The organism is Winslowiella sp. 2C04, from assembly GCF_050037805.1.
Lineage (GTDB): Bacteria > Pseudomonadota > Gammaproteobacteria > Enterobacterales > Enterobacteriaceae > Erwinia > Erwinia toletana_A.
Map to the genome: position 1 here is coordinate 2,861,180 of NZ_CP188300.1, position 23,794 is coordinate 2,884,973.

The window sequence follows — 23,794 nt, forward strand, 5'->3', positions numbered from 1 at the left end:
GGTCAAAGAATGGATAATTATGAGTATAAAAAAACCACAACGTGAGTATTTTCTTGATTCAATTCGCGCTTATTTGATGTTACTGGGAATCCCCTTTCACATGTCACTGATTTACTCCAGTCATCAGTGGGCGGTAAACAGTGTTGAATCCAGTGACTGGCTGACGCTATTTAACGACTTTATCCACGCTTTTCGCATGCAGGTTTTCTTCGTTATTTCCGGCTATTTCTCTTTTATGCTTTACCTGCGCTACCAGCCCCAGCGCTGGTTGAAGGTGCGTATCGAGCGCGTCGGCATTCCGATGCTGACGGCCATTCCCCTGGTGACCCTGCCGCAGTTCTTTTTGCTTAAATACTGGACTCCGGCAATCGGTGACTGGAGCAGCTTCGACCTGTATCAAAAATACAATTCCCTGGTGTGGCATCTGGTGTCGCATTTATGGTTTTTGCTGGTGCTGGTGATCCTCACCACGCTCGGCATAATGTTGTTTAAAATATTGCGCGATGGCGGCGAAGAAAAAAGGCCAAAAGCAGACTATTCCGAACTAAAATGGCGACAGCTGACGCTGAGTTTTATTGGATTTGGCTTAATCTGGGGCAGCATTCGTCGGCTGCTGTTTATTTTCCAGCCGGCTTTACTCAGCGATGGTCTGTTTAATTTCGCCATCATGCAGACGCTGTTCTATCTGCCGTTCTTTATGCTGGGCGCAATGGCGTGGAAGCATCCGGCAATTAAAGCGCTGTTTATCAAATTTAATCCGTGGACGCTGGTGGGTTCGACGGCGGCCTTTATCGCCTACCTGCTTAATCAGCGCTACAGCACTGGCGAAGGCTGGTTATATGAAATTGATGCCGTGATTACCATGCTGATGGGGCTGTGGATGGTCAATGTGGTATTCGCCTTTGGCCATAAACTGCTGAACGCGCACTCACCGCGCATCACCTATCTGGTTAATGCTTCGCTGTTTATCTATCTGGTGCATCACCCGTTAACCCTGCTGTACGGCATTTTTATCACTCCGAACATCAGCAGTAATACGCTGGGGTTCTTTGTCGGACTGGCTTTTGTTTTTGGAATCGCCTTCGTGCTGTATGAAATTCATCTGCGCATTCCGCTGCTGCGCTTCCTGTTTTCCGGTAAGCCGCAGCGCGTCGAAAAATCATCACAGCAGGTAAACAGCTGATTTTTCCTGTTTAACCAACGGCCTGTTTCACGCAGGCCGTTAGCTGCGATACCTCAGGCTACAACAACCACTCCACCGGTAACCGCCATACCAGGCGCACCAGCAGGCGCTGCATAAAACGGGTGCGCGGTTCATGCTTGTGCACCACCTCGCCCGCTTCGCCTTCATATTCAACCCAGTTTACCCTGCCCCACTTATCAAGGCGCAACTTCCAGGCTTTATCGCGCATCCGGCTGACAAAACGCTGATGGACCGACGTGGCCAGCGCTTCGCTCTCGATAACAAAGCCCATTTCGGTGTTCAGCACTGCCGAACGCGGATCAAAATTAAACGAGCCAATAAACACTTTCTCATCGTCGACGCTAAAGGTTTTGGCATGCAGACTGGAGCCGGAATTACCGGTCAAACCCCGGTCGTGCGGCGCATCACGGTTATCATTGTGAGGTTTTAACTCATAGAGCGTAATGCCGTGGCGCAGCAGTTTTTTGCGCCATTTAGCATAGCCGGCATGAACCACCGACACATCATTAGCCGCCAGCGAATTGGTAAGAATGGCGATTTTCACCCCTTTACGCTTTAGCGCCAGCAGTTGTGCCACGCCCGCGCGCGTTGGCACAAAATAGGCCGAAATAATATCGAACTGCCGCTGGGGTTTACCGATGACCTCCAGCATGCGCTGCGGCAACAGCGTGGAGGCTTTCGCTTTGCCCAGCCCTTTGCGCGGATCGTCGCTCAGCAAGCGGGTTTTGGCCCAGATTAATTCCAGACTTCCACTCTCCAGCCGGGCAACGAACGGTGAGGAGTGCAGACGTTGTAAGTATTGCTGTACCTGCGGATTATCACGCCAGGCGGCCGGCAGCTGCACCGCAGAAAGCGGTTCGTCGCTGCTGCTCTCCACGACTGAGTTCAGTGCCGAGACCGCCCGGCTGTGCCAGTAACGCTCAAAATCAGCACTGACCTCTTTAACCACCGGGCCGAGCGCCATCACGTCAAGATCGGAAAACAGCGGTTCATCACCGGTGCCAAAATACTCATCGCCGATATTACGCCCGCCAACAATGGTTGCCGTACCGTCGGCAGTAAAGCTTTTGTTATGCATCCGCCGGTTAAGACGAGCAAAGTCGGTGAGATAGCCGAGCGCACGCAGGGTACGAAAGGAGAAGGGATTAAACAGACGAATCTGGATATTTTGATGCCGGTTCAGCTCGCTTAGCGTCTCATCCAGCCCCATGGTGTTGTTATCGTCGAGCAACAGCCGCACCTTCACACCGCGCGCGGCGGCCTCAAGCAGCGCACTGAACAGTAAACGCCCCGACATATCGTTTTGCCAGATGTAATACTGAATATCGAGGGTGCGTTCGGCCATTGATATCAGAAAATAGCGTGCGGCAAATGCATCCATGCCATCTTCCAGCGGATGTATACCACTGTGCTGGGGATGACCGTCAACCTGTGGCGCAACCGCACGCGCCAGTCGGGTCTCGCCAGCCGCATTGTCCGTATCAGCGTTGACAGCAAACGCTTCGACCATAATGATTCCTTTTATTTAACATAACAGCGCCTGACAACTCTGGATTGATTATCCCCCTGAACACCCTTTTTTGTCATGCGACTCATCTGATTGCTGGCAGCTACAGGCGAATAGTTGCTTTCAGCATTTAGTCTAGACTTAGCGGAAGCTAACGCGTAGCTATTTGCCATGGAGAAACGCCACATGCCCGCTCTAACCCATGCATCGCGGATACCGCGTCATCGTCCTCAACTGTTCAGCAGTTTTTTTCAGGGCAGCTTTGCCTGCTCAACCGCCTGCCGCGCTGAAGGCAAGCGCGTCGATCTGGTCGTCAGCAGCGGGCACGATATGTTGCTGAACAACGACTATGCCGCGCTGGCTGACCATCAACTGTTAACCGCTCGCGACGGCGCACGCTGGCATCTGATTGAGCCGCAACCCGGAGAGTATGACTGGTCATCATTTACGCCGATGCTGCACGCCGCTGAGCGCCACGGCATTGAAATCATCTGGGAACTGGCGCATTTTGGCTACCCGTCACACGTCGATATCTGGCAACCGGCGTTTGTCGACAGCTTTGCCCGCTTCGCCCGCGCGATGGCTGAAGTGATGCGCGATGAGGGCTTTAGTCGGCCATTTTTTACCCCGATCAATCAAATCTCGTTCTGGTCATGGGCCGGTGCCGACGTCGCCTGGCTGAATCCTAACGCCAGCGGACGGGGTAAAGAACTGAAGTTGCAGCTGGTTCGCGCCACCCTTGCGGCCACAGATGCGATCCGTGAGGTGCTGCCACAGGCTCGCTTCGTGCTGACGGATCCGCTGGTGCACGTGGCAGCGGCAGACGACACGGCGCAAGCGCAAGCGGATGCCCGTCGACAGCATCAGGCGCAGTTCGAGGCGTGGGATATGCTGTGCGGGCGCCTGCATCCTGAGTTGGGAGGCAAGCCGGCCTATCTCGACATTATCGGACTGAACTACTACCCGGATAATCAGTGGAACACCCGTGAAGAGACGCTGACGCCGGAGCATGCCGCCTACCGACCGCTTAACCTGCTGCTGGAAGAGGTCTGGCAGCGCTATCAGCGCCCGCTGCTGCTGGCCGAAACCGGAGCGGAAGGCGAAGCGCGAGTCGGCTGGCTGCGCAGCGTCATAGATCAGGTAAACATCGCGCTGGATAACGGCATCGCGCTGGAAGGCGTGTCGCTTTATCCGCTGGTTGAGTATCCGGCGTGGGCAGACGATCGTCGTTCACCCGGCGCGCTGCTGGGATTAGCTGATGCCAATGGTAACCGCACGGTGTATGAACCGTTAGCCTTAGAGTTGCGTAGCCAGCAGATTAAAATCAGGCGCGCTGATTAAGGCCGCGGATTGTCGCTCTTGAGATAGCAAGATTGCGCATCGACCATCTGACTGGAAGGATGACGCACGTCGGAGAGCCAGGTCATGGTGAACAGGACAATGACGCAAACCAGGCAGGCAGAGAGTAAACCAATAAGCGCAATTAGCTTGTCGTCTCTGTTTTCCATCATTTTATCCCCTTTATCACTGCTGATTCGCTGGAATGCGCCTTATGTCATCCATAGCGTAATCATCAGGACGAAGATTATAAGTGTAAAAGAAGTCACTGCAAGTACCACGATAGCAAACTGCGCATCATCCAAAGGAACACGTGGCTCTTTTTCTAAATCAGGTGGAGTCGGATTTTTCATTTTGGCTAACAATTAACAAGTGCAAAACATGTTTAAAGAGACTTCAGAACGCATGGATTTAAAGCCGCGAACATCTCTGGTGTGCAAACTTAATCACGATATATGTCCTGATGCACATATAAACATAAACATAACTAACCTATTATTATCATCATTGTCATAATCTGCTAACAGATCAATGTTGGTGAAATGACAATCATTATTCGCAGCTTACCACATAATATCAGTGAAATAACGTGAAATCTGCTTTTGCCACTCGGGCCTCAGGCAGCGATACCAGTCAGCTTCGAGGTGAATTTCGGTCGGTTCAGCGCTGAACTGCCTCAGGTTTATCAACCAGGCTTAACTGTAACGTAGTGCAGTATTTTCCACTGAAATCAGCTTCACACTACCGATCCAGCAGCAAGTGATCACAGCGACACAAATGCACCCGGATGATAAAAAAAAAGCGGATGGAATTGCTTCCACCCGCTTTTGTCGTCTGCCTGCGGCTTACCACGCCGCACCGATTATCAGAAGTCGTAACTCATGGAGACTTTCAGGGTACGTGGTTCACCCTGATAGATGTAAGTCCCGCTGTTGTCTACGCTTGCCCAGTAGTTTTCGTTGGTAACGTTATCGACACCAACGCGCCATACCAGGTCGTTCTGCTGCACTTTCATGCTGTAGCGCACGCCCAAATCCAGCGTGGTGTAGCTGTCGAGCTTTTTAGTATTGCCGCTGTTGGCATACTGCGCACCGTTATGGTTTACCAGTGCAATCGCGGTCAGCCCCTCTACTGGCTTGATATCATATTCCGCACCCAGCACCATATTGTAGCTCGGTACACCCACCGCTTTCTTGCCATCGTTGGTGCCGCTGGCGGTTTGGGTCTGCGTTGCATCAATCCAGCTGGCGCTGCCGTTAATCCGCAGGCCCAGTACCGGCTCACCAAACAGGTTCAGTTCAAGGCCACGGTTACGCTGTTCACCATCCAGAACATAGGCATTATTGGCATTAAGCACCGCGGAAGGTAACTTGATTTCATACAGCGCCAGTGAGCCACCGAAGCGCTGATAATCAAACTTCACGCCGACTTCATTCTGCTTAGAGTGAATCACATCGGTGGTACTACCGTAGTTAACCGCACCGCGCGGTGCAGCAGAACCCGGCTGCAGTGATTCAATATGGTTGGCATACAGGGAAACATGCTCCCACGGTTTGACCATCACGCCCACTGCCGGCGTCCAGCGACTCTCGCCGAAGCGCGCATCAGTGTTCTCAGTCGCGGTGCCGTAATTGTATTCGCGCGTGATCACTTTTTGATGACGGGTGCCGAGGGTTAACTGCACTTTATCATCCAGCACGCCAAGGGTATCGGTCAGTAAAATCCCCTGGGTGCGGGTACGGCCGCGCATGCCTGGATCATCCAGATCGCCACCAGCGAAATTCAGCGTCGGTGAAGTGATGGCCGGCGTATTATAAATATTGGTCGGCACCCCCGTCAGCGCCATATCGTAAGCCGCTTTATGGCGCTGGCTGGTGGCAGAGTAACCGAGGTTAACGTTATGGCTGACAAAGCCGGTATCAAATTTACCGCGAACACCAAACATGCCGCTGTAGGAATCATTGATATTGGTGACATCCATACGGCCCATGGTGGCAGAACCGTCAGCACTGGTTAGCGTTGGTGAGCCATAAGCACCACTCTCGTGCGAGTGCTGGGTGCCGACGCCGCCATACAGCGTCCAGTTATCGGTCATATCAAATTCGCCGCGCAGCATGGCAAACTCGCTTTCCAGATCGCTGTAGACCCATTTCTGACTGGTATTATGGGTCGCTGAAGGCGGTTTAGGGATAAAATCAACGCCGCTGACGTTAACGCCGATACGGCCGCCATGAAACGTCTGTTTCTGATAACCCATATCCAGTGATGAGCGCAGGCGATCGCTGCGGTAGTCCAGCCCGACGGAAGCTACCGTGGTACGGCGTTTTTCGCCATGTACTGCGGTATCGCCTTCGCGCTGTACCAGGTTGACCCGCGCACCGAACTGGTTGTCATCACCAAAACGACGGCCAGCATCCAGCGAGGTTCCAATCTGAGAAGACGACGTGTAATCGAGGCCAAGACGCGTCAGCGGCAGATCGTCAGCATGTTTTGGCTCAAGGTTAATCATACCGCCGACGCCGGTGGCAGCAGCGCCGTTCATCAGTGCATTGGCACCTTTAAACACCTCAACGCGATCGACCATGCTGGCGGAGATAACCTGACGCGGCATAATGCCTGCCAGACCGCCTAAGGTCATATCATCGCCGTCCAGCTGAAAACCACGAATGCGATAGCTTTCGCCAAAGTTGCCGTAACCCTGCACGGTCTGGACGGTAGCGTCATTGCGCACCACGTCAGCAATGGTTTTCGCCTGCTGATCTTCGATCATTTTGGAGGTGAAACCGATAACGTTAAACGGTACATCCATGGCGTTTTGCTGACCGAGCATCCCCATACGGCCACCGTTAGCAATCTGACCATCCAGATAAGCCGGGACTAATTCATCACCACCGGGATTGAAAGTACTCTCCGGAGTGGCAACCACCGTCATGGTCTGTTCGGTGTTATTACTGTCGTCAGGCTGTGTCGCCGCAACTGCCGGCAAGGTGGCCGCGCTGATGAATACTGCCAGCAACGTACGGTTGAATCGCCCGGCAGTATACAATGAGCTGTGCATGGTTATTTCCCTAATGGCAAAAGAAGTGATAATCGTTATTATTCCGATTGGGATTATCCTTAGCGACCTTACAATTGCAAGCACAAATTACACTCATGCCCGGGAACTTTTACCGGCCTTTACAATCCATTAACTCCATGTCAGGCACGACGTAACAACCAGATAAACCAGGGCGCGCCGATGAAGGTCGCCAGCAATCCTGCAGGTATCTGATACGGAAAGATTATTATCCGACCTACGCCATCAGCCAGCAGCATCAAGCCCGCTCCCGCGACTATTGCCACCAGTAACTGTGGCATTGCCCGGCGAAAACCAGCCATTCGTGCCAGATGCGGAGCCATTAAACCGACAAAGCTTAATGGCCCGACGCACAGGGTTGCAGCCGCAATCAATGCTGAAGCCAGTAGCAGGATCAGCATCCTTGAGCGCTTCAGCGGTATGCCGATTGCCTGAGCGGTAAAACTGCCTAACGGTAAAATCGTTAACCAGCGCGATAATAGCGGCGTCAGCAGCAGTAACAGCAGCGCCAGTGCAGCGGTCCAGCTGGCCTGACTGGCGGTAACCCGGTAGGTCGAGCCGGACAGCCAGCTTAATACCGAACTGATGCGCGGATCGCCACTGACGAGGAACAGCGTCAAAAGAGTGCCGTAGACGGTACTCAACGCCACCCCGGTCAGCAACATCCGCGTCGGGGACAAGCCACCGCGTTGCGCCAGCAGTAGAATCACCATCAGCGTCAGCGCCGCCCCAAGACACCCGGCGGGAAACTGCCAGATGACGTTATTACCCGGCACAAAAAACATCAGCAATACCATGGCGCAGGCGGCACCGGCACTGACACCCAATACCTCCGGGCTGGCCATCGCATTCCCGGTCATGCGCTGAATTAAGGTGCCGGCGGCCGCCAGCATTGCGCCAGCCGCCAGCGCAGCGACCACACGCGGCCAGCGGAATTGCCATACCGCCTGGCTGTCCACCCAGCGGCTCAGCGCATCACCACTGAACAACGCCAGCATTACCATCATCACCAGCAACAGAAAAACTGCCGCCAGCAGCGCAGGCGTCAGCGCCCTCTCCTTGTGCGATGAATGTCGGTGTTCGCCGGAAACCTGCTGGTGCCGCAGGCGCGTCAGCAGCCACAGCATCACCGGTGCGCCAACCAGCGCCGTTGCCGCACCGGTCGGAATCTCGATCCATACCCGCGCCAGCAGCATTACCGCCTGATCGCTGATTAACAGCAGCACGGCACCGGTCAACGCCGACAGCGCCAGTCGTGCGGGCAGCCGTCGGGCACCAAACAATCGCGCAATCACTGGCGCAAACAGGCCGATAAAACCTATCATCCCGGCAACGCTAACCAGCATCGCACTCAGTATTACCGCCAGCATCAGGCCGGAAAATCGCACCAGCGCCAGCCGCATCCCGAGATTGCGCACCACGCCATCTTCCAGCCCCAGCAAATTCAGCGGCCTGATCATCAGCACCACCAGCAGTATCGCCAGCAACATGCGCGGCCAGAGGAAATTAACCTGACTCCAGTCGTTCTGATTCAGCATGCCGCTGCTCCAGATAAACAGATTCTGCAAGCGGTCGTGGTTAAACAGCGCCAGTAAGCTTTTCACTGCGCCACAGTACATGCCGAGCATCAGCCCGGCGAGAATCAGCGTTACCGGCGACATCCGCTTGCCGCTGGCCACCAGCATCACCAACAGGCCGATGACGATAGCGCCTGCCAGCGTCGCCAGTTGCTGACCGGTCTCGCCCCAGCTGGCCGCATACAGCGTCGCCAGGGTCAGACCTAATTGCGCTCCCGCAGAGACGCCAAGCGTTGAAGGTTCTGCCAGCGGATTACGTAAAATCTGCTGAAATAACGCACCGGCCAGCCCCAGCCCGGCACCGACCAGCAGCGATAACAGGGTGCGCGGTAGCATGCTGTAGTGAAACAGCATCTGACTGATATCAAGCTCATCTGGGGTGAAAAACGCCTGACGCCACAGCGGCAGCGCCAGCTGGCTGTGAAAGTTACTAAAAGTCAGCAGCAGCGCCATCAATAATATCAGCGGAAAAATCAGGATTTTCATGCATTCTCCAGCAGCGCGTTCTCAAGCAGTTGGCAGAAACGCATGGCCGAAAAACCGGCTCCGTAAAACCATACCGCCGGAATTAAATGCAACTTTTCTTCGCGTACAAACGGAATGCTGCGCCACAGTGCGGAGTGGGCTATTTGCTGTACCGGATCGTTGTCGCCATGAATCAGGCCAACCGCTCGCACATTTTTCACCTGCGCCAGCGCTTCAATACCGACAATGGTACTGCCCCAATAGCTGCTGCCACCCTGCCAGCCATTTTTTAAACCCATCTGATTCATCGCGTCAGCGAACAGACTGTTATTACCGAAAACCATCACCCGACGGCTGTCGAGAAAAGAGAAGATTAACAGCGGCTCGCTGGCGTAAGCACTGAGACGCTGGCGATGTTGCAGAAAGCGGTTATCCATCCATTGCAGATGCGCTGCGGCCTGCTGCTGATGGTCAAGCAGTGCGCCGAGCGCAATCAGGTCACGGCGCATCAGGGTCAGCGGCATTGATTTACCGTCGGTAAAGTCGCCGCCCCATACCGGTGCGATGGAGTGCAGCGCCTCTGCTGTCGGTCCGTAGCCGTTGGAGCGAACGATCAGTGAAGGTTTCAGCCGCTGCATCATTTCGAGATTGGGTTCGGTACGCAATCCGACATCCAGTACGCCATCAGGCAGCGCCGGCTCTGCCAGCCAGCGTCGATAATTAGGAATATCAGCAATCGCCATTGGCGCGATACCCAGCGCCATCAGCAGCTCAACCGGCCGCCACTCCAGCACGATAATGCGCGTCAGATCGAACTTTTCTGCCTGGCTAAGTGAGGAAAAGAGCAGCGGCGACAGCGCCATCAGCTTAAGAAACTGGCGCCGATTGGGCGCATTAACCGTAATAGTCATGGAAACTTAATGATTATTATTCTGATTTGGGTGGCACAGTATGCAATAACGTGCGGAGGGATGCCAATGGCACTGTTTTTGCCATTCGGCCGGGACGACACCAACAATGTCAGGAGCCGTTTCCGGCTCCCGCTCTGAGCGACGTACCGCGCATTAGTTCCAGCGGCGGAAAATCAGTGACGTATTAATGCCGCCGAACGCAAAGTTGTTCGACTGAACATAGTCAGTATCAATCTGGCGCACGCTGCCGGTTATGTAATCCAGTTCACCGCAATCATCCGCAGGCTGAGTGAGATTCAGCGTCGGCGCAAACCAGCCTTCGCGCATCATCTCAATGCTCATCCAGGCTTCCAGCGCGCCGCAAGCGCCGAGCGTATGACCAAAGTAACTCTTCAACGAAGAGATCGGCGTGTCGCGACCAAATACCGCCGCAGTCGCCAGACTTTCCGCCACATCGCCACGGTCGGTGGCCGTCCCGTGAGCATTAATATAGCCAATATCCTGCGCCCGCAGCCCGGCGCTGCGCAATGCTCCTTCGATGCAGATTTGCATGGTTTCGCGCTGCGGCTGAGTAATGTGCGCCGCATCGCAATTGGTATGGAAACCGACCAGCTCAGCATAGATGGTGGCCCCGCGCGCTAAAGCATGCTCCAGCTCTTCCAGAACCAAACTGCCAGCACCCTCACCAATCACCAGCCCATCACGCTTAACATCAAACGGTGACGGGGTGCTTTTAGGCGCGTCATTACGCTGGCTGGTGGCAAACAGGGTATCAAATACCGCCGCTTCCGACGGACAAAGCTCTTCGGCACCGCCTGCCACCATCACCGTCTGGTAACCGTGACGAATCGCTTCCCACGCATAGCCAATGGCCTGGCTGCCGGAAGTACAGGCGCTGGATGTCGGAATTACCCGGCCGCGTAAGCCAAAAAATAGCCCGGCATTGACGGCGGTGGTATGCGGCATCATCTGAACATAGGTAGTACCGGTAATATTATTGGTGTGTTTCTCGGTCAGCATAGTGGCGAACTCACTTACCGGGCCAGTACTGCCGGTGGAGGAGCCATAAGCTATTCCGGTTTCGCCGTGGGTCAATACCGGATGGCCAATCAGGTTTGCCTGCTCCAGCGCCAGTTCACTGGCACGTGTTGCCATCAGTGAGACCCGCCCCATCGAGCGAATGCGCTTGCGCGTGTAGTGTTCCGGCACGCTGAAATTGTCGACTGGCGCGCCCAGCATCGTATGCAGCCCCTGATAAACCTGCCACTCCGGCATCTTGCGCACCGCGTTCTGCCCGGCGCGTAAGCCCGCAGCGACATCTTGCCAGTTCTCACCGAACGCCGTGACGCCTCCCATCCCGGTGACCACGACCCGCCGCATCACAGCATGCCTCCGTTAACCGAAATCACCTGACGGGTAACATAGCCGGCGATATCCGACATCAGATAACTCGCCAGTCCGGCGACTTCATCCGCCGCGCCCATCCGCTTCATCGGGATCATTTTCAGCGCTTCGTCGATCGCCGCCTGTTCCATCTGAATCATGCCGGTATCAATCAGCCCTGGCGCGATGCAGTTAACGGTAATTTTGCGTTTCGCCAGCTCAATCGCCAGCGCTTTGCTGGCACCAATAATCCCGGCTTTGGCCGCGCTGTAGTTAACCTGGCCGCGGTTGCCCATGATACCCGAGACCGACGACAGGGTAATAATCCGCCCCCCCTGCCGCAGACCAATCATCGGCATCACACATGGATGAATCACGTTATAGAAGCTGTCGAGATTCGTATGAATCACGCCGTCCCAGTCCTGCTCGCTCAGCGCCGGAAAGGCACCATCGCGGGTGATACCGGCGTTACTGACCACGCCGTAATAGGCGCCGTGCTGCTCAATATCCTGCTCCAGCCGTTCGCGACACTGTTGACGGTCGGCAATATCAAATCCCAGCACCCGCGCTGAGCCACCGGCCGCTGCAATTTGCGCCACGGTCCGATCTGCGCCAGCCCGGTCACTGTGGTAATGGACGATAAGGGTAAATCCGTCGGCCGCCAGCCGCAGCGCAATGGCGCGGCCAATTCCTTTACTGGCACCGGTGACTAATATTGAGCGAGTCATGAGTTGCTGTCCTGTTGCATAAGTTGAATCAATTCCTTGTCATCTGGCTGGTAAGTATTCAGCCTGCCACTGGCACAGGGTTCGCCGTTAACCATGATTTCACCTTCAAAGCTGGCAATTTTTTCATCGTGCATCAGTAGCGTGACCTTCACATCCAGCAACCCGTCGGCTGGAAATACCGGCTGGCTACAACGATAGCCACGCCCACCGAGCAGCATTCCGGGCCGCAGTTCATTATCACCACGCTGACGGGCATGCCAGCCCGACCATACGCCGATGGTTTGCGCGATAATCTCGATGCCAAACCACGCCGGCAGCTGCCCGTCGGCATTGAGAAACGGTGCCAGCACGCCATCACCGCTGACGCGCACCCGGCAGTGGGCAGTTTCATCGCTCACCGCCACTACCTGCTCCAGCAACACCATTGGTGTGGCATGCGGTAAATAGTGTTCAGCACTCAGCAATGCGGCCATCGGGCACTCCTAAAATCAGGCAGGCATTATTGCCGCCAAAGGCAAATGAATTAGACAGTATCAGCGGCTTTTCCAGCGCCTGTGGGGCAGAGAGTAATCCGCAGCGCGGCAGGCTGCTATCGATCTCACCCATTGAAAAATCCTGCGCGGGCAGCGGCAAATCACGCGTCAACAGCAGCCAGCACAGCGCGGCTTCGCACACTCCGGCGGCCCCAAGGGTATGTCCGGTCAGATGCTTGGTTGAACTGCACGGCACCTGCCCGGCAAAGATGTCATGGATCACCTGCGCTTCCACCCGATCGTTGAGGCGGGTGGCAGTGCCATGCAGGTTGATATAGCCGAGATCGCGCGGCTGTATCCCGGCCTGCTCCAGCGCCATCACAATGGCCCGCTTTGCCCCTTCGCCCTGCGGATGGGGAGCCGACATATGATACGCGTCGGACGACTCACCCACACCGAGTAAGGCTACCGCCTGCGGCTCGCGCGTTAACAGCATCAGCGCCGCGCCTTCGCCAATCGAGATCCCGTCGCGCTGTGCACTGAACGGTGCGCAACGCGCAGCTGACAGCGACTCCAGACTGTCGAAACCATTAACCGGCATGCGGCTCAGGGTGTCGGCTCCGCCGACAATCGCCACATCGGCCAGACCGGCTTCAATCAGACGCTGGCCGCTAATAATGGCGCGTGCGCTTGATGAACAGGCAGTCGACAGGGTATAAGCCGGGCCGCTAAGGCCGAGCAGGCTGGCCAGAAAGCGCGACGGATCGCCCAGCTCCTGTTGGGCATAGTGATAGCCCTCATCAGCGCCGCTGATAAAGCGGTCAGCTTCATCCACTCCGGCAGTGCTGGTGGCTAAGATCACCGCCACTCGCCCGCGACCAAAACGGGCAATGGCGTCATCAACCTCGCGGCGAATCTGCGCCAGCGCCGCCAGCAACAGGCGGTTATTGCGGCTGTTATGCCGAGCCAGTTCGGCCGGTAACTGCGGCAGTTCAGCATCAACATGGCCAATCCAGCAGTGACGCCCGCCGGTCAGCCAGTCGTTGGAAGGCCGCAGACCTGGCGCATCCCCCCGCACCAGATTAGCGGCGATATCATCCAGCGAATGCCCCAGTGCGTTCAGCATGCCGACGGCGGAAAAATAGATCATGAGGCATCCAGTTGTTGAATAAAGATCTGATAACCAAAAGCAAATTGTTGCACGCTAACCGGCTGACGCTGTTCACCACGCATCAGATAACGAATCTCGGTAATCAGCTTGCCGTCAGCATCACGCAGCTGGCGGCGGTCGCCGCTATCACGCAGCGTCCAGCCCGCGGGCAGCTGTGACTGCCACACCGCCAGTGGCCAGTGGCTCAGCATAATATCCGCCAGCACCTGGCTGGCTGGCGGCATTTCCGGCAGCGCTATCGACTGTTCAGTTTTGATGCCCTGGCTGTCGTAGCTGACGCGGAACAAACGGATCCCCAGCGTCGACAGCCCGATAAGCGTCAGCTGCTGCTGGTCGGCACTCAGCATCACCATCAGTGACTGCTGTTTGCCTTTAAAGCTACCGGTTAATAACTGCTGCTGGCTAAACGGTGGCTCAATGCCTGGTGCGGGCAGCGTCACCTGCACTCCAGGCTTGAGCCACGCCTGCGGGCGCGTCGGATCACTGTGACTGACGCAGCCGCTAAGCAATAAAGCGATCGCTATCGCCTTCCACCAGGATGTCATCGTCTTTTCCTTCTGGATTCAGGTAACGCCAGCGGAGCCAGCAAAAAGGCGGTGAAAATACCGCTGCACAGCACAATACCAAAACTGCTGATGGCCTGCGTCTGGCTGAACACCAGCATTCCCAGCGTCAGTAAGGTGGTGGTCATCGCCAGCGATACCGCCAGCAGCGAGGTGATCGGTGTCCCACGCGGATTACTGAAAAACAGCGTGTAATTAATACCAATCCCCAACACCAGCACCAGCGCCAGCAGTGAAAACAGATTCAGCGAATGGCCGCTGAACGCCAGCCCTGCCAGCCCGCCGCCGAGCGATAACACCGACGGCAATACGCTGACCAGCCCGCGACGGACGCCGAGCCGCAGCATGTAACTGATGGCGATAACCGCCAGCGCCGCCAGTAACAGCCAGCTCAGCATTACGCGATAAAAACTGAACAGCTGGTCAAAAGTGCTTTTGCGATCGATCCATGCCACACCGGGCAGCGCCTGCGCCAGCTCTGCCAGTTGCGCACTGTTATGCACGCCGCTGACCGGCACCAGTGCGCCACTGCGGCCATTCGGCAGGCTCAGCCACAAGAGTCGCCAGCCTTCACTATTGGGGCTTTGCAGCCAGGTTTCCGGCGTCACCGGCATCGCACGCAGATCGGGCTGAGCCATCTCAATGCCCGCCTGTCGGAGCTGCGCCATCACCGTCGGTGTCGCCTGTTTCAGCAGCGCTAAATCACGTTGCTGCTGCGCCTGCGAGGCCAGCGGCGGCTGACGCCATGAGGTCAGCCAGTGCTGCTGCTGCGCGAGTTGCAGCTGGGGAGCCAGCGCTTCCAGCCGTTGCAGCGTCTGTTCCGCGCTGTCGCCCCAGACCATAAACCAGGTCTGGTCGGCACGCTGCCCGGTCAGCTGCGTCAGTTGCGCATCCTGCTGCAACAGCTGCGGCGGCAGCGCCTGCAACTGTGAAATATCGTCATCCACCTTCAGTATCGCCAGGCCCGAAAGAGAAACCAGCGCCACCAGCAGCGGTAGCCCGAGCTTCAGCCAGCGCTGACGCCGCCAGGCCGCCAGCCAGCGCGCCATTAACAACATCGCCGGCACCGGACGCACCGGCAAACCGCGTACCAGCCACGGATACCAGCAGATCACCGTCAGGCAGGACGCGGTTAAACCACTGGCAGCAAAGACCGCCAGCTGACGCAGTCCGGGAAACGGCGCTAACAACATAATCAGATAGGCGATTGCAGCGGTCGCCAGCGCCAGCAGCAGCGCGGGCATCACTTTGCGTAAACTCTGCTGCGCGCTGACATCGGCACCGTGCACCATGCGCTCGGTAAGATAATAGAGAGTATAATCCGCCGAGATGCCGACAATACTGATGCTCATCACCAGCGTCATCAGGTGCAGCTCGCCAAAACACAGCAGCGTAATGGTCGTACCCGCCAGCGCGCCTATCGACACTGACAGTGCGCATAGCAGCAGCGGGCGCGGTGAACGAAACAGCGTAAAGATCAGCAGCAGCACCCCAATCACCGTCGCCACACCCAGCGTCGAGACATCATGGCGCGCCTGCTGGCTGGCGAAATCGCTGTACAGCACCGTGCCGCGCGTCAGCAGTTGGGTGTCGGGATATTGTTGTTGCAGCCGCGAAGCCAGTGACTGTAACTGCTGCACCACCGCGTGACTCTGCTGCATATCAAACGAATGGCTTGCCAGTTCACCGTGGATAAAATACCACTGGCGTCCCTGTTTATCGCGCGCCACCAGCCAGCCATCGCGCAGCGCCAGCTGGCTGGCGTTCTGCTGCATTGCCAGTTGAGCGCCGCGCACCAGCAGCAACGGATCGTTAGCCAGCTCCTGACCACTGACACCGGCAAAGGCCGAATAGAGCTGCGCCAGAATCCAGTCTGCCTGCGCGCTGCCGCCGTCGGCCAGCCGCTGGCGAGTGGCAGCATCAATCAGCGCATTACGATGTTGCCAGGCAAACTGCCCCCACCGCTGTTGCTGTTGCGCATCTATCGGCCCTTTGACATTTTTCAACGTCGGCATCGCCTGCAATGCATGCATAAACGCTTCTGCCACCGCCGCACTACCCTGCTCGCCAGGGCTAATCAGCCAGACCATTTGCCGATCGAGCCGCTGCATAAACCCCTGCTGTAAATCGTCCGGAATGACGCCCATCGCCTGCTTGGGTAATAACGCCAGCACGCTACTGTTAATCGTGGCGCGCGGCAGCAACAGCGCTAAAGTGGCGATCAGCAGCAGGCAGACGGCGATCCAGCTGAAGGCGGCGAAGCGCAGTCGCTTAGAAAACAAAGCGTTGTTTTTCATCTGCGCTTAACGTCCGTGGCGTCAGCCGCTGATTGGTGAAGCGGATCTCAGTCACATCGCCCTGCTTATCATTGAGTTCAATGGCATCCAGCTGGTTTTTTCCCTGCAAAGTGATGGTATTGAACAGCTTATCCAGCGGAGTGCTGGTTGGCGTCAGCACGATGCGCCAGCTGTCGCCCGCCAGAGGACGAAAATCGATGGCGAAATTCTGCTCCAGTACCGTGCGGTCGGCCTGAAACAGCGCCCGCAGCAAGTGGTTAAACTGAAACATCTGTGGATTGCTGTCGGCGGTGATAATCTGCGGCGGCTGGCCGTTCATCACCTGCACCATGCGTTTTTCATCCAGCACCAGCGTTAACGGAAACGGCTTTGCCTGCTGCCACCACAACCCTTTATCCTGGGCAATCAGCAGTTCACCGCTGGATTTCAGTGGCTGAGCCATCCCTTTAATCTGGCGCTGCTGGGTAAAATCGGCGCGCACCACCGGCTGGCTGGCAAAGCGCTGTTGCAGTTCATCCAGCGTTACCGCCTGAGCACTCAGACTGAACAGCATCAGTGCGGTCAGTAATAGCTTTATCATGGTGTCACTCCCAGGCGCTCAAACAGTATCGCTGGCGAGACAAAGCTGATCTCTTTCGATTCAATGCTCACCGCCACCTGAATGGTGTAGCCGCTGGTGGTGCGTTTGCCGCTGACACTATCGAAAATTTGATAAGCGATGCGCAGGCGATTTTCAAATTCCTCTATCGTCGCCTGCACCCGAATACGCTGCTCAAAACTCAGCGTGCCGCGATATTTCACCCGCGTATCGACCACCGGCCAGACATAGCCGGAAGCCTCCATCTGGCGGTAGCCATAGTTAAATTTCGCCAGCAGCGCCTCACGCGCGACTTCAAAATAACGGAAATAGTTGCCGTGCCACACCACGCCCATCGCATCCACATCGTGGAACGGCACGGTCATTTCCAGCTCGATGGAAAATCGTGGATCGTTAATCACGCTCACTCCTTATTCTCCGGCTGCGTGTCTGGCAGCGTCCAGAAATCGAAAAAATTAAACCAGTCGAGCGGCGAGATCAGCGCATGATGCGCCAGCCGTTCGGCATAGCGATCCACCACCTGCTGTAACGCCTGCTGACGTTCGGCGCGCGGTAATAACAGCGGATCGGCAAAAGACTCGCAGTAAATACGCAGCTTGCCGCGTTGTTTTAGGGCAAACATCAGCAAAACCGGACAGCGTAACGCGGCGGCAAGAATAAATGGCCCTTGCGGAAACGGTGCCGGACGGCCGAGAAACTCACTCCATACCACCCGACGTGAGCCACCGCGTTGGCGGTTTATCGCTGTACGATCGCCGACGATCGCCACCCATTCACCGGCATCGAGTTTCTCTTGCAGCATAATGGCCGTTTCCGGGCCGATATCGCTGACCGGAATCAGATTCACCCCAGACAGTGGTGCAATCTCTTCCTGCACCTGACGAAAACGCGGCGCGTTATCGGTAAACACCAGCGCATTAATCACCAGCCCACTGACCTGCTGCGCCATTGCGCGGCAGGCTTCAATATCACCGAGGTGAGAAGCAAGAATCAGCTTTCCCCCCTGGCGCGCATCAGCGATCGCCGCCTCGGCGCCTGGGGCAAAATCAATATCTTTACCCCAGCGCAGATCGCCGCGCCAGCTGGCAATTTTATCCAGCATCGCTTCGCCAAAGCGCAGGAAATGAAAGTAGCTGCCGAGCGGCGTCGGTAACGACACCTGCTGTCGGCGGGCATAACCGGCAATCTGAGCTAACCACTGCTGTGATGCCTGCCGCTGGCTACGCCCGGTCAGCCAGTAGACGGCTATTACCGGCCAGAGAAATAGCGTAAATACCCGTCGGCCAAACCGGCGGTAGATCGCCAGCATCACGCGCATGCCGTGCAGCCCCTTGCGCTCGCTGACGCCGGACCAGTGCTGCTGACGGCGTTTTCGCGCCAGCAGTGAAGGAATGCGCGGTAACATGCCGAAAAACAAGCGGGTATGCATCCATGAAATCCGCAGGTTATCGTGCAGCGCATCGAAGTGCGACAGGCCGTTCTGCGGGTAAGTGACCCGGGTGCGGATAAAGCGGCTGGGGGTGCCGGCCCAATAGAGCCGCACCATAATTTCGCTGTCGAAATCCATCCGTTTGCCAATGCTGCGCTGCCGCATCAGCTTAAGCGTTGCCGCCAGCGGATAGACGCGAAAACCGCACATGCTGTCTTTCAGCGACAGAGAAAGGGTTTCGATCCACACCCAGACGTGAGTCGCATAGCGTCCGTACAGGCGTGATTTGGGAACCGAATCATCATAGACTGGCTGACCGGAGATCAGTGACTCAGGCCAGGCTGCCGCTTCAGCCAGCAGCTTCGGGCAGTCTTCAATCTGATGCTGACCATCAGCATCAACCTGCAAAGCATGGCTGTAGCCCTGTGCTGCAGCCGCTTCGAGGCCATATTTTACCGCCGCGCCTTTACCGCTGTTTTTTTCCAGCCGCAACAGCGTGACACCGTCACAAACCAGCGTTTCCAGCAGCGCTTGCGTGGTTTTATCACTGCCATCGTCGACAATCAGCAGCGGTAAATTAAACGGTGCCAGACGTGCCAGCACCGCCGCCATTGTCGCGCCGTGGTTATAGCAAGGGATCACCACACAGGGCTTAAATTCAGCGTTTAACACAGGCGAATCTTCCCGCTGCTGGCTACCGACCGATCGCCGTTACGAATCAGGTAATAGCTAAAGCTGAGCTGTTTTTTCAACTCATCCCACTCCAGGTTCAGCTCCAGCAGGCTGCCGGGCAGCACCGGCTGCTGAAATTTAATATTTTCCACTGACGAGAACTGTTGACCGACAGCCAGACAGCCGATGCCGTAGTGCAGTACCCAGTCCAGCTGTGCCACACCCGGCAACAGCGGCTGCTGCGGAAAATGTCCGCGGAACCAGAAAAGGTCGGCATCAATACGCAGCAACAACGCCAGCTGCGTCAGTTGTTGGCACCGTGAGAGTTCAACTGGCAACATTAAACAGCTCCTCTATTTGCGGCCAGGCACGTTTGCTCTGACTGTTATGCGGGATCAGCCTGACCACCCGCCAGAAACGGGGCATTGCTACCGGCTCCAGCCAGCGCTGCAACTCCCGCTTCCACTGTGGCTTTAACTGCGCCAGCCGGTCGCTATCCTGCTCGTTATGCAGCACCAGCACCACGCCAATCGCCCGACGGCCATAGCGGCTGATCGGCAGTGCCACCGCATCGGCGATACCCGCGATCGCCAACAGACGTCGTTCGATTTCACTCAGTGAAACGCGTTTATCTTCAATTTTCACCACCCGGTCGTGACGCCCGCACAGCTGGAAACCGCCAGATACAGCAAATTCCAGTTTATCGTCCAGCAGCAGTCCATCGTTTTCGGCAATCAGCGGCGATCGGACAAGCCAGCGCTGCTGCCCATGGCGGCTAAATTTAACACCGTCAAACGGCTGCCACAGCGGGTGGGTATCAGTGCGTGAACGCCATGCCAGCACGCCGGTTTCGCTGCTGCCGTATATCTCGTCGACCGCCAGCTGCCAACGGGTGGCGACGGCTGCTGCCGTTTCATCGCTCAGTACCCCGCCCGCAGAAACGATCAGGCGACAACCGGGTGGCGTCAGGGAGAAATCAAGGCGGCGTAAAAAGGCCGGGCTGCTGATAAAAGCCAGCGGACCATCGACCGGCAGCGCGCTCAGCTGCTCGCTATACAACAGCTGAGAACTGACAAACGGCAGGCCAAGCGCCATCGGCAGCATAATGCGAAACGTCAGGCCATACAGATGTTGATGGCTGACCGATGCCACCACGCAACAATCCTGCAAACGCTCGCCCCACAGCGCAGCCAGCCACTGTATTTCAGTATCAAGACAGGCCAGCGGTTTAGTCACCTGTCGCGGCTGACCGGTCGAGCCGGAGGTAAACAGCACCAACTGTGCATCCGGCGCGATAGCCGGTAACGGCTCGCAGCAGGTGTGTGCTGCTGCATCAAGGGTTAACTGCGGGCAGAACGGCGGCAACACACAGTCCGTCAGCACGGCATCGAAAGCGCTGGCTTGTTCCTGCAATAATGAGGGTCGGCAGTGGCCGGGAATCACCGGAGTTTTACCCGCATGCAGCGCTGCCAGTAAGCCAACGGTAAACTGCCAGCTGTCGTCAAAACAGAGCGCCCAGCGCGGCTCCGGCCGCGCCAGCAGCACGCCGCACAACTGTTGCACCTGCTGACGCAGACGTTGCAGCATCAGCGGTTGCCGCTGATGCCAGCAGACAAGAGCATCAGGACGCGACGGGCTAAGCCAGTCGCTGAGCGCCAGTGCAGTCACGGTCATCAGGCATGACCTCGGATGCGCTGACGCAGCAGCCATTCACTCGCCATTAACACTCCCATCAGCAGATAGCTGATCATGCCATTCCATAGCGTCCACCAGTGCAGATTCCCCGCCAGACAGGTGGCAATGGCAACACTGCCGTTAAAGACAAAAAACAGACACCAGATTTGCGTCACCCGGCGCGTCCAGCGCACCGCTGCTGGCGAAAGTTGAGGCTCACGCAGCCGTGCCAGCCGCTCAACCAGCGGCATGCTGCTGAACAGCGATCCGCCAAACAGCAGCAGCATCACCAGGCTCACCGCCACCGGGTACCACAGCAGCAGCTGATGGCTGCGCAGCAGAAAACTGGCGAGGCATAAAGCCGCGCCGGCCAGCGCCAGCAGTTGTCCGGCGCGCGAAAACGCCCCGCTGCTGCCGCGAATTCCCCGCCAGCGCAGTAAAAACAGCAGTGCCAGTAGCGGTATCAGCCAGTGCAGTTGTGGGCGGCTCACCGCCAGCCAGACCAGAAACGGCCAGGCAAGCGTAATCAGCCACGGCAGGATACGCATCAGTAATGGCATCATTGAGTGGGTTATTGATTAGCCTTCGCGGATAAGCTGATCGACCGCGTCGACCACATCCTGTACGGTACGCACCGTTTTAAACGTTTCTGGCTTAATCTTACGGCCAATGCGCTTTTGCAGATGCACCACCATATCGACGGCATCAATGCTGTCCAGCTCCAGGTCTTCGTACAGACGCGACTCCGGCTGGATATCATCCGCATCCACTTCAAACAGGGTTACCAGCAGCCCGCTTACTTCCTGATAGATTTCTTGCTTATTCATAGGTCACTCGTATCGTAAAGTATCTGGCGCACTACGCGCTGCGTTGTGCAGTGATAAAGGCTGCCAGTGAGGCGACGGAATAAAAATGCTGTCGCATCGCTTCACTTTCGGCAGATAACACCACGCCGTAGCGATTTTTTACCGCCAGACCTAATTCGAGTGCATCGATAGAGTCGAGACCCAGTCCGTCACCAAACAGCGGCGCGTCACTGTCAATCTCATCGCTGCTGATATCTTCAAGATTCAGCGTATCGATAATCATCTGTTTAATTTCGAGGTTTAATGGGTTCATGCCGTGGTTCCACGTGTTCTGGTGTTAATACTTGCTGCAAATGACGGGTCAGACGACGAGCGGCCAGCGGCTGTGCTGCGTCGTTTTGCGCCATAAAGTGTTGACTGTCGATGTGCTGTTTCACGCTGACAGTAAACAGCGGTTTTACCGCCGGAATCTGATACCAGCGACTCTGTTTATCCAGCATGCGTTGCGTGCAGGTGATATGCACAATGCGCAATTCACAGCCGCAGCGCACCGCAATATTTGCCGCGCCGCGCTGAAGTTTTAATGGCTCGCCGTAGCGGGTGCGGGTGCCTTCAGGAAAAATCAGCAGTGTGTCACCGCGCTGCAAACGCTGGCGGCTCTCTGGCAACAGCGTTTCTGCCTGGCTGTTTATCAAATAATCCGCCGCGCGAATCACGCCGCGAAAGAAAATATTATGTTGCAGTTCAGCCTTTACCAGGCAGTCGACATCCGGCATGACCGAGGCGATCAGGACGTAATCGATTAATGAAGGGTGGTTCGCCACCACCAGGCAGCCGCGATCGGCTTGTAACTTTTCGGCACCTTCAATCTGATAGTCGAAGACGCCCGCCGCCCGACAAAAACGCAAAAAGCAGCGAAAACTAAATGAGATGCTTTTCCGTGCCAGCTGGCGACGGCGATGCCGGTCGCGCTGAATAAGCAGCAGCAGATTAAACCCTACCAGCGACAAAAGCAGACCACCGATGCTGAACAGCGTAAAACTGCAGGCGGTCATCAGCAGCCGCCAACCGTAGTTAAGGCGTGAAGCACCGCCCAGACTGAGCACCGAATCAGACATTATCGCACTCCCAGCACCAGTTTAGCTGCGCACCACGCAGGGTAAACTGACGCTGTGACGCCAGCCGCGCATGGAGAAACTGCAAACTTTGCGGCCAGTCGCTGTCAGCCGGCTCATCCGCGACCGCCGTCGTGCAGCTAAGCTGCTTGCCGGTTGCCAGCAGCAACGCAACAGCATACGGCCAGCGCGGCGCATCGGCGGCTAACCACCGCTGATAGCATTGCGGCACGCTGCCATCAAAATCGACCAGCAGCACCTGCTGGTAGCCCGCACCGTGCAGCGCCGCCACTTCTACCATCCCCTGCTGGAATGAGTCCACTCCGGCAGCCAGCGAGGTGGCAACCCGCGGCGCGCTGGCGGCAATCGTCAGGCTGCCAACCGCCGCATTGTGCACCGACATAGCAAAATCGGTTGGCGAGGGGCTTTGCTGATCCGCCAGAGCAGTCAGAATGCGTAAGTTGCGCTCCAGCTCGCCGTGGCGGCTGGTAAAGACAATGGCATCAACCTGCTGGCGCTGCATCAGCGCCAGACCACAATCGACGGCGAGACGGCTGCCGCTGCTCAGACGGCGCGCTGTCATCATTGGCAGCTGGCGACACTTTGCCAGCGGCAATGCGGCGTCAATAATCGCCTCGTGCTGTGCCCACTGCTGCCAGTCAGCTGACTCAGACAGGCCAGGCGCACTGGCTTGCCAGTCGATGAGATTAAAATGCAGATTCATACCATTATTCTTCTTCAGACGTCGTTGATTGCCGCAAGCCTCAGCATGACGCCAGCAGGCAACAAATACGATCGGAATTCGCC

23 protein-coding genes are annotated in these 23,794 nt (G+C 56.6%); 2 read left to right on the forward strand and 21 right to left on the reverse strand.

The window, feature by feature from the left end:
* Positions 1-19: 19 nt before the first annotated feature.
* The gene (gene mdoC, locus ACP3TC_RS12830) at positions 20-1,183 is read left to right on the forward strand and encodes a glucans biosynthesis protein MdoC (protein WP_426816584.1); all 1,164 of its coding nucleotides are present in this window, start codon (positions 20-22) and stop codon (positions 1,181-1,183) included.
* Between the two features lie 58 nt (positions 1,184-1,241).
* Here the strand turns inward: mdoC and ACP3TC_RS12835 are convergent, their stop codons facing one another.
* Positions 1,242-2,714, reverse strand: a complete 1,473-nt coding sequence (locus ACP3TC_RS12835) for a phospholipase D family protein (protein ID WP_426816585.1) — start codon at positions 2,712-2,714, stop codon at positions 1,242-1,244.
* Positions 2,715-2,897: 183 nt separating this feature from the next.
* On the opposite strand from ACP3TC_RS12835, the gene ACP3TC_RS12840 reads away from it, so the two are divergent.
* Positions 2,898-4,052: a beta-glucosidase gene (locus tag ACP3TC_RS12840; RefSeq protein WP_426816586.1), complete on the forward strand. Its 1,155-nt coding sequence runs from the start codon at positions 2,898-2,900 to the stop codon at positions 4,050-4,052.
* Here the strand turns inward: ACP3TC_RS12840 and ACP3TC_RS12845 are convergent.
* The 20 genes from ACP3TC_RS12845 to ACP3TC_RS12940 all read right to left on the reverse strand — a co-directional run bounded on the left by ACP3TC_RS12845 (position 4,049) and on the right by ACP3TC_RS12940 (position 23,711).
* Positions 4,049-4,222 (reverse strand): hypothetical protein, encoded by a 174-nt coding sequence (locus tag ACP3TC_RS12845; RefSeq protein WP_313857858.1) that lies wholly within the window; start codon positions 4,220-4,222, stop codon positions 4,049-4,051. The two genes, ACP3TC_RS12840 and ACP3TC_RS12845, sit on opposite strands and share 4 nt — an antisense overlap.
* A 692-nt stretch (positions 4,223-4,914) precedes the next feature.
* The gene (locus tag ACP3TC_RS12850) at positions 4,915-7,107 is read right to left on the reverse strand and encodes a TonB-dependent receptor (protein ID WP_426816587.1); all 2,193 of its coding nucleotides are present in this window, start codon (positions 7,105-7,107) and stop codon (positions 4,915-4,917) included.
* Positions 7,108-7,247: 140 nt separating this feature from the next.
* Entirely contained in the window at positions 7,248-9,188 is a 1,941-nt protein-coding gene (fhuB, locus tag ACP3TC_RS12855) for a Fe(3+)-hydroxamate ABC transporter permease FhuB (RefSeq protein WP_426816588.1), read from the reverse strand.
* Complete coding sequence (gene fhuD, locus ACP3TC_RS12860) at positions 9,185-10,078, reverse strand: Fe(3+)-hydroxamate ABC transporter substrate-binding protein FhuD (protein WP_313856961.1); 894 nt, start codon at positions 10,076-10,078, stop codon at positions 9,185-9,187. Before fhuD ends, fhuB begins: the two co-directional genes overlap by 4 nt.
* A 153-nt stretch (positions 10,079-10,231) precedes the next feature.
* Positions 10,232-11,458, reverse strand: a complete 1,227-nt coding sequence (locus ACP3TC_RS12865; RefSeq protein WP_313857673.1) for a beta-ketoacyl-ACP synthase — start codon at positions 11,456-11,458, stop codon at positions 10,232-10,234.
* Positions 11,458-12,189, reverse strand: coding sequence for a 3-ketoacyl-ACP reductase FabG2 (locus ACP3TC_RS12870; RefSeq protein WP_426816589.1), 732 nt, complete (start codon positions 12,187-12,189; stop codon positions 11,458-11,460). Before ACP3TC_RS12870 ends, ACP3TC_RS12865 begins: the two co-directional genes overlap by 1 nt.
* Positions 12,186-12,662 carry a 3-hydroxy-fatty acyl-ACP dehydratase gene (locus ACP3TC_RS12875; RefSeq protein WP_426816590.1) on the reverse strand — a complete coding sequence of 159 codons (477 nt, stop codon included), beginning with the start codon at positions 12,660-12,662 and terminating at the stop codon, positions 12,186-12,188. Before ACP3TC_RS12875 ends, ACP3TC_RS12870 begins: the two co-directional genes overlap by 4 nt.
* On the reverse strand, positions 12,640-13,812 hold the full coding sequence (locus ACP3TC_RS12880) for a beta-ketoacyl-[acyl-carrier-protein] synthase family protein (RefSeq protein WP_426816591.1): 1,173 nt from the start codon (positions 13,810-13,812) through the stop codon (positions 12,640-12,642). Before ACP3TC_RS12880 ends, ACP3TC_RS12875 begins: the two co-directional genes overlap by 23 nt.
* Entirely contained in the window at positions 13,809-14,378 is a 570-nt protein-coding gene (locus ACP3TC_RS12885; RefSeq protein WP_313856955.1) for a DUF3261 domain-containing protein, read from the reverse strand. Before ACP3TC_RS12885 ends, ACP3TC_RS12880 begins: the two co-directional genes overlap by 4 nt.
* Complete coding sequence (locus ACP3TC_RS12890) at positions 14,375-16,693, reverse strand: MMPL family transporter (protein WP_426816592.1); 2,319 nt, start codon at positions 16,691-16,693, stop codon at positions 14,375-14,377. The genes ACP3TC_RS12885 and ACP3TC_RS12890 overlap by 4 nt, the downstream gene beginning before the upstream one ends.
* Positions 16,668-17,273, reverse strand: a complete 606-nt coding sequence (locus ACP3TC_RS12895) for an outer membrane lipoprotein carrier protein LolA (protein WP_313856953.1) — start codon at positions 17,271-17,273, stop codon at positions 16,668-16,670. Before ACP3TC_RS12895 ends, ACP3TC_RS12890 begins: the two co-directional genes overlap by 26 nt.
* Positions 17,270-17,692 (reverse strand): acyl-CoA thioesterase, encoded by a 423-nt coding sequence (locus ACP3TC_RS12900; protein ID WP_313856952.1) that lies wholly within the window; start codon positions 17,690-17,692, stop codon positions 17,270-17,272. Before ACP3TC_RS12900 ends, ACP3TC_RS12895 begins: the two co-directional genes overlap by 4 nt.
* Positions 17,693-17,694: 2 nt before the next feature.
* The gene (locus tag ACP3TC_RS12905) at positions 17,695-19,392 is read right to left on the reverse strand and encodes a glycosyltransferase family 2 protein (RefSeq protein WP_426816593.1); all 1,698 of its coding nucleotides are present in this window, start codon (positions 19,390-19,392) and stop codon (positions 17,695-17,697) included.
* On the reverse strand, positions 19,386-19,733 hold the full coding sequence (locus ACP3TC_RS12910; protein WP_426816594.1) for a 3-hydroxyacyl-ACP dehydratase FabZ family protein: 348 nt from the start codon (positions 19,731-19,733) through the stop codon (positions 19,386-19,388). Before ACP3TC_RS12910 ends, ACP3TC_RS12905 begins: the two co-directional genes overlap by 7 nt.
* Positions 19,720-21,066 (reverse strand): AMP-binding protein, encoded by a 1,347-nt coding sequence (locus tag ACP3TC_RS12915; protein WP_426816595.1) that lies wholly within the window; start codon positions 21,064-21,066, stop codon positions 19,720-19,722. Before ACP3TC_RS12915 ends, ACP3TC_RS12910 begins: the two co-directional genes overlap by 14 nt.
* Complete coding sequence (locus ACP3TC_RS12920; protein ID WP_426816596.1) at positions 21,066-21,629, reverse strand: hypothetical protein; 564 nt, start codon at positions 21,627-21,629, stop codon at positions 21,066-21,068. Before ACP3TC_RS12920 ends, ACP3TC_RS12915 begins: the two co-directional genes overlap by 1 nt.
* A 15-nt stretch (positions 21,630-21,644) precedes the next feature.
* Positions 21,645-21,893, reverse strand: a complete 249-nt coding sequence (locus ACP3TC_RS12925) for an acyl carrier protein (protein WP_313856946.1) — start codon at positions 21,891-21,893, stop codon at positions 21,645-21,647.
* Between the two features lie 31 nt (positions 21,894-21,924).
* A complete protein-coding gene (locus ACP3TC_RS12930; protein ID WP_313856945.1) occupies positions 21,925-22,185 on the reverse strand; it encodes a phosphopantetheine-binding protein in 261 nt (86 codons plus the stop codon).
* Positions 22,160-22,990, reverse strand: a complete 831-nt coding sequence (locus tag ACP3TC_RS12935) for a lysophospholipid acyltransferase family protein (protein WP_313856944.1) — start codon at positions 22,988-22,990, stop codon at positions 22,160-22,162. The genes ACP3TC_RS12930 and ACP3TC_RS12935 overlap by 26 nt, the downstream gene beginning before the upstream one ends.
* Positions 22,983-23,711 carry a beta-ketoacyl synthase chain length factor gene (locus ACP3TC_RS12940; protein ID WP_426816597.1) on the reverse strand — a complete coding sequence of 243 codons (729 nt, stop codon included), beginning with the start codon at positions 23,709-23,711 and terminating at the stop codon, positions 22,983-22,985. Before ACP3TC_RS12940 ends, ACP3TC_RS12935 begins: the two co-directional genes overlap by 8 nt.
* Positions 23,712-23,794 lie beyond the last annotated feature (83 nt).

Excerpts from the sequence above, each read along its gene's own strand:
- ACP3TC_RS12895 (WP_313856953.1), bottom strand. The coding sequence starts at position 17,273 with ATGATAAAGCTATTACTGACCGCACTGATGCTGTTCAGTCTGAGTGCT.
- fhuD (WP_313856961.1), bottom strand. The coding sequence starts at position 10,078 with ATGACTATTACGGTTAATGCGCCCAATCGGCGCCAGTTTCTTAAGCTG.
- ACP3TC_RS12920 (WP_426816596.1), bottom strand. The coding sequence starts at position 21,629 with ATGATGCCATTACTGATGCGTATCCTGCCGTGGCTGATTACGCTTGCC.
- ACP3TC_RS12845 (WP_313857858.1), bottom strand. The coding sequence starts at position 4,222 with ATGATGGAAAACAGAGACGACAAGCTAATTGCGCTTATTGGTTTACTC.
- ACP3TC_RS12915 (WP_426816595.1), bottom strand. The coding sequence starts at position 21,066 with ATGACCGTGACTGCACTGGCGCTCAGCGACTGGCTTAGCCCGTCGCGT.
- ACP3TC_RS12835 (WP_426816585.1), bottom strand. The coding sequence starts at position 2,714 with ATGGTCGAAGCGTTTGCTGTCAACGCTGATACGGACAATGCGGCTGGC.
- ACP3TC_RS12875 (WP_426816590.1), bottom strand. The coding sequence starts at position 12,662 with ATGGCCGCATTGCTGAGTGCTGAACACTATTTACCGCATGCCACACCA.
- ACP3TC_RS12865 (WP_313857673.1), bottom strand. The coding sequence starts at position 11,458 with ATGCGGCGGGTCGTGGTCACCGGGATGGGAGGCGTCACGGCGTTCGGT.
- ACP3TC_RS12870 (WP_426816589.1), bottom strand. The coding sequence starts at position 12,189 with ATGACTCGCTCAATATTAGTCACCGGTGCCAGTAAAGGAATTGGCCGC.
- ACP3TC_RS12850 (WP_426816587.1), bottom strand. The coding sequence starts at position 7,107 with ATGCACAGCTCATTGTATACTGCCGGGCGATTCAACCGTACGTTGCTG.
- fhuB (WP_426816588.1), bottom strand. The coding sequence starts at position 9,188 with ATGAAAATCCTGATTTTTCCGCTGATATTATTGATGGCGCTGCTGCTG.
- ACP3TC_RS12940 (WP_426816597.1), bottom strand. The coding sequence starts at position 23,711 with ATGAATCTGCATTTTAATCTCATCGACTGGCAAGCCAGTGCGCCTGGC.
- ACP3TC_RS12930 (WP_313856945.1), bottom strand. The coding sequence starts at position 22,185 with ATGAACCCATTAAACCTCGAAATTAAACAGATGATTATCGATACGCTG.
- ACP3TC_RS12935 (WP_313856944.1), bottom strand. The coding sequence starts at position 22,990 with ATGTCTGATTCGGTGCTCAGTCTGGGCGGTGCTTCACGCCTTAACTAC.
- ACP3TC_RS12925 (WP_313856946.1), bottom strand. The coding sequence starts at position 21,893 with ATGAATAAGCAAGAAATCTATCAGGAAGTAAGCGGGCTGCTGGTAACC.
- ACP3TC_RS12890 (WP_426816592.1), bottom strand. The coding sequence starts at position 16,693 with ATGAAAAACAACGCTTTGTTTTCTAAGCGACTGCGCTTCGCCGCCTTC.
- ACP3TC_RS12910 (WP_426816594.1), bottom strand. The coding sequence starts at position 19,733 with ATGTTGCCAGTTGAACTCTCACGGTGCCAACAACTGACGCAGCTGGCG.
- ACP3TC_RS12885 (WP_313856955.1), bottom strand. The coding sequence starts at position 14,378 with ATGACATCCTGGTGGAAGGCGATAGCGATCGCTTTATTGCTTAGCGGC.
- mdoC (WP_426816584.1), top strand. The coding sequence starts at position 20 with ATGAGTATAAAAAAACCACAACGTGAGTATTTTCTTGATTCAATTCGC.
- ACP3TC_RS12840 (WP_426816586.1), top strand. The coding sequence starts at position 2,898 with ATGCCCGCTCTAACCCATGCATCGCGGATACCGCGTCATCGTCCTCAA.
- ACP3TC_RS12880 (WP_426816591.1), bottom strand. The coding sequence starts at position 13,812 with ATGATCTATTTTTCCGCCGTCGGCATGCTGAACGCACTGGGGCATTCG.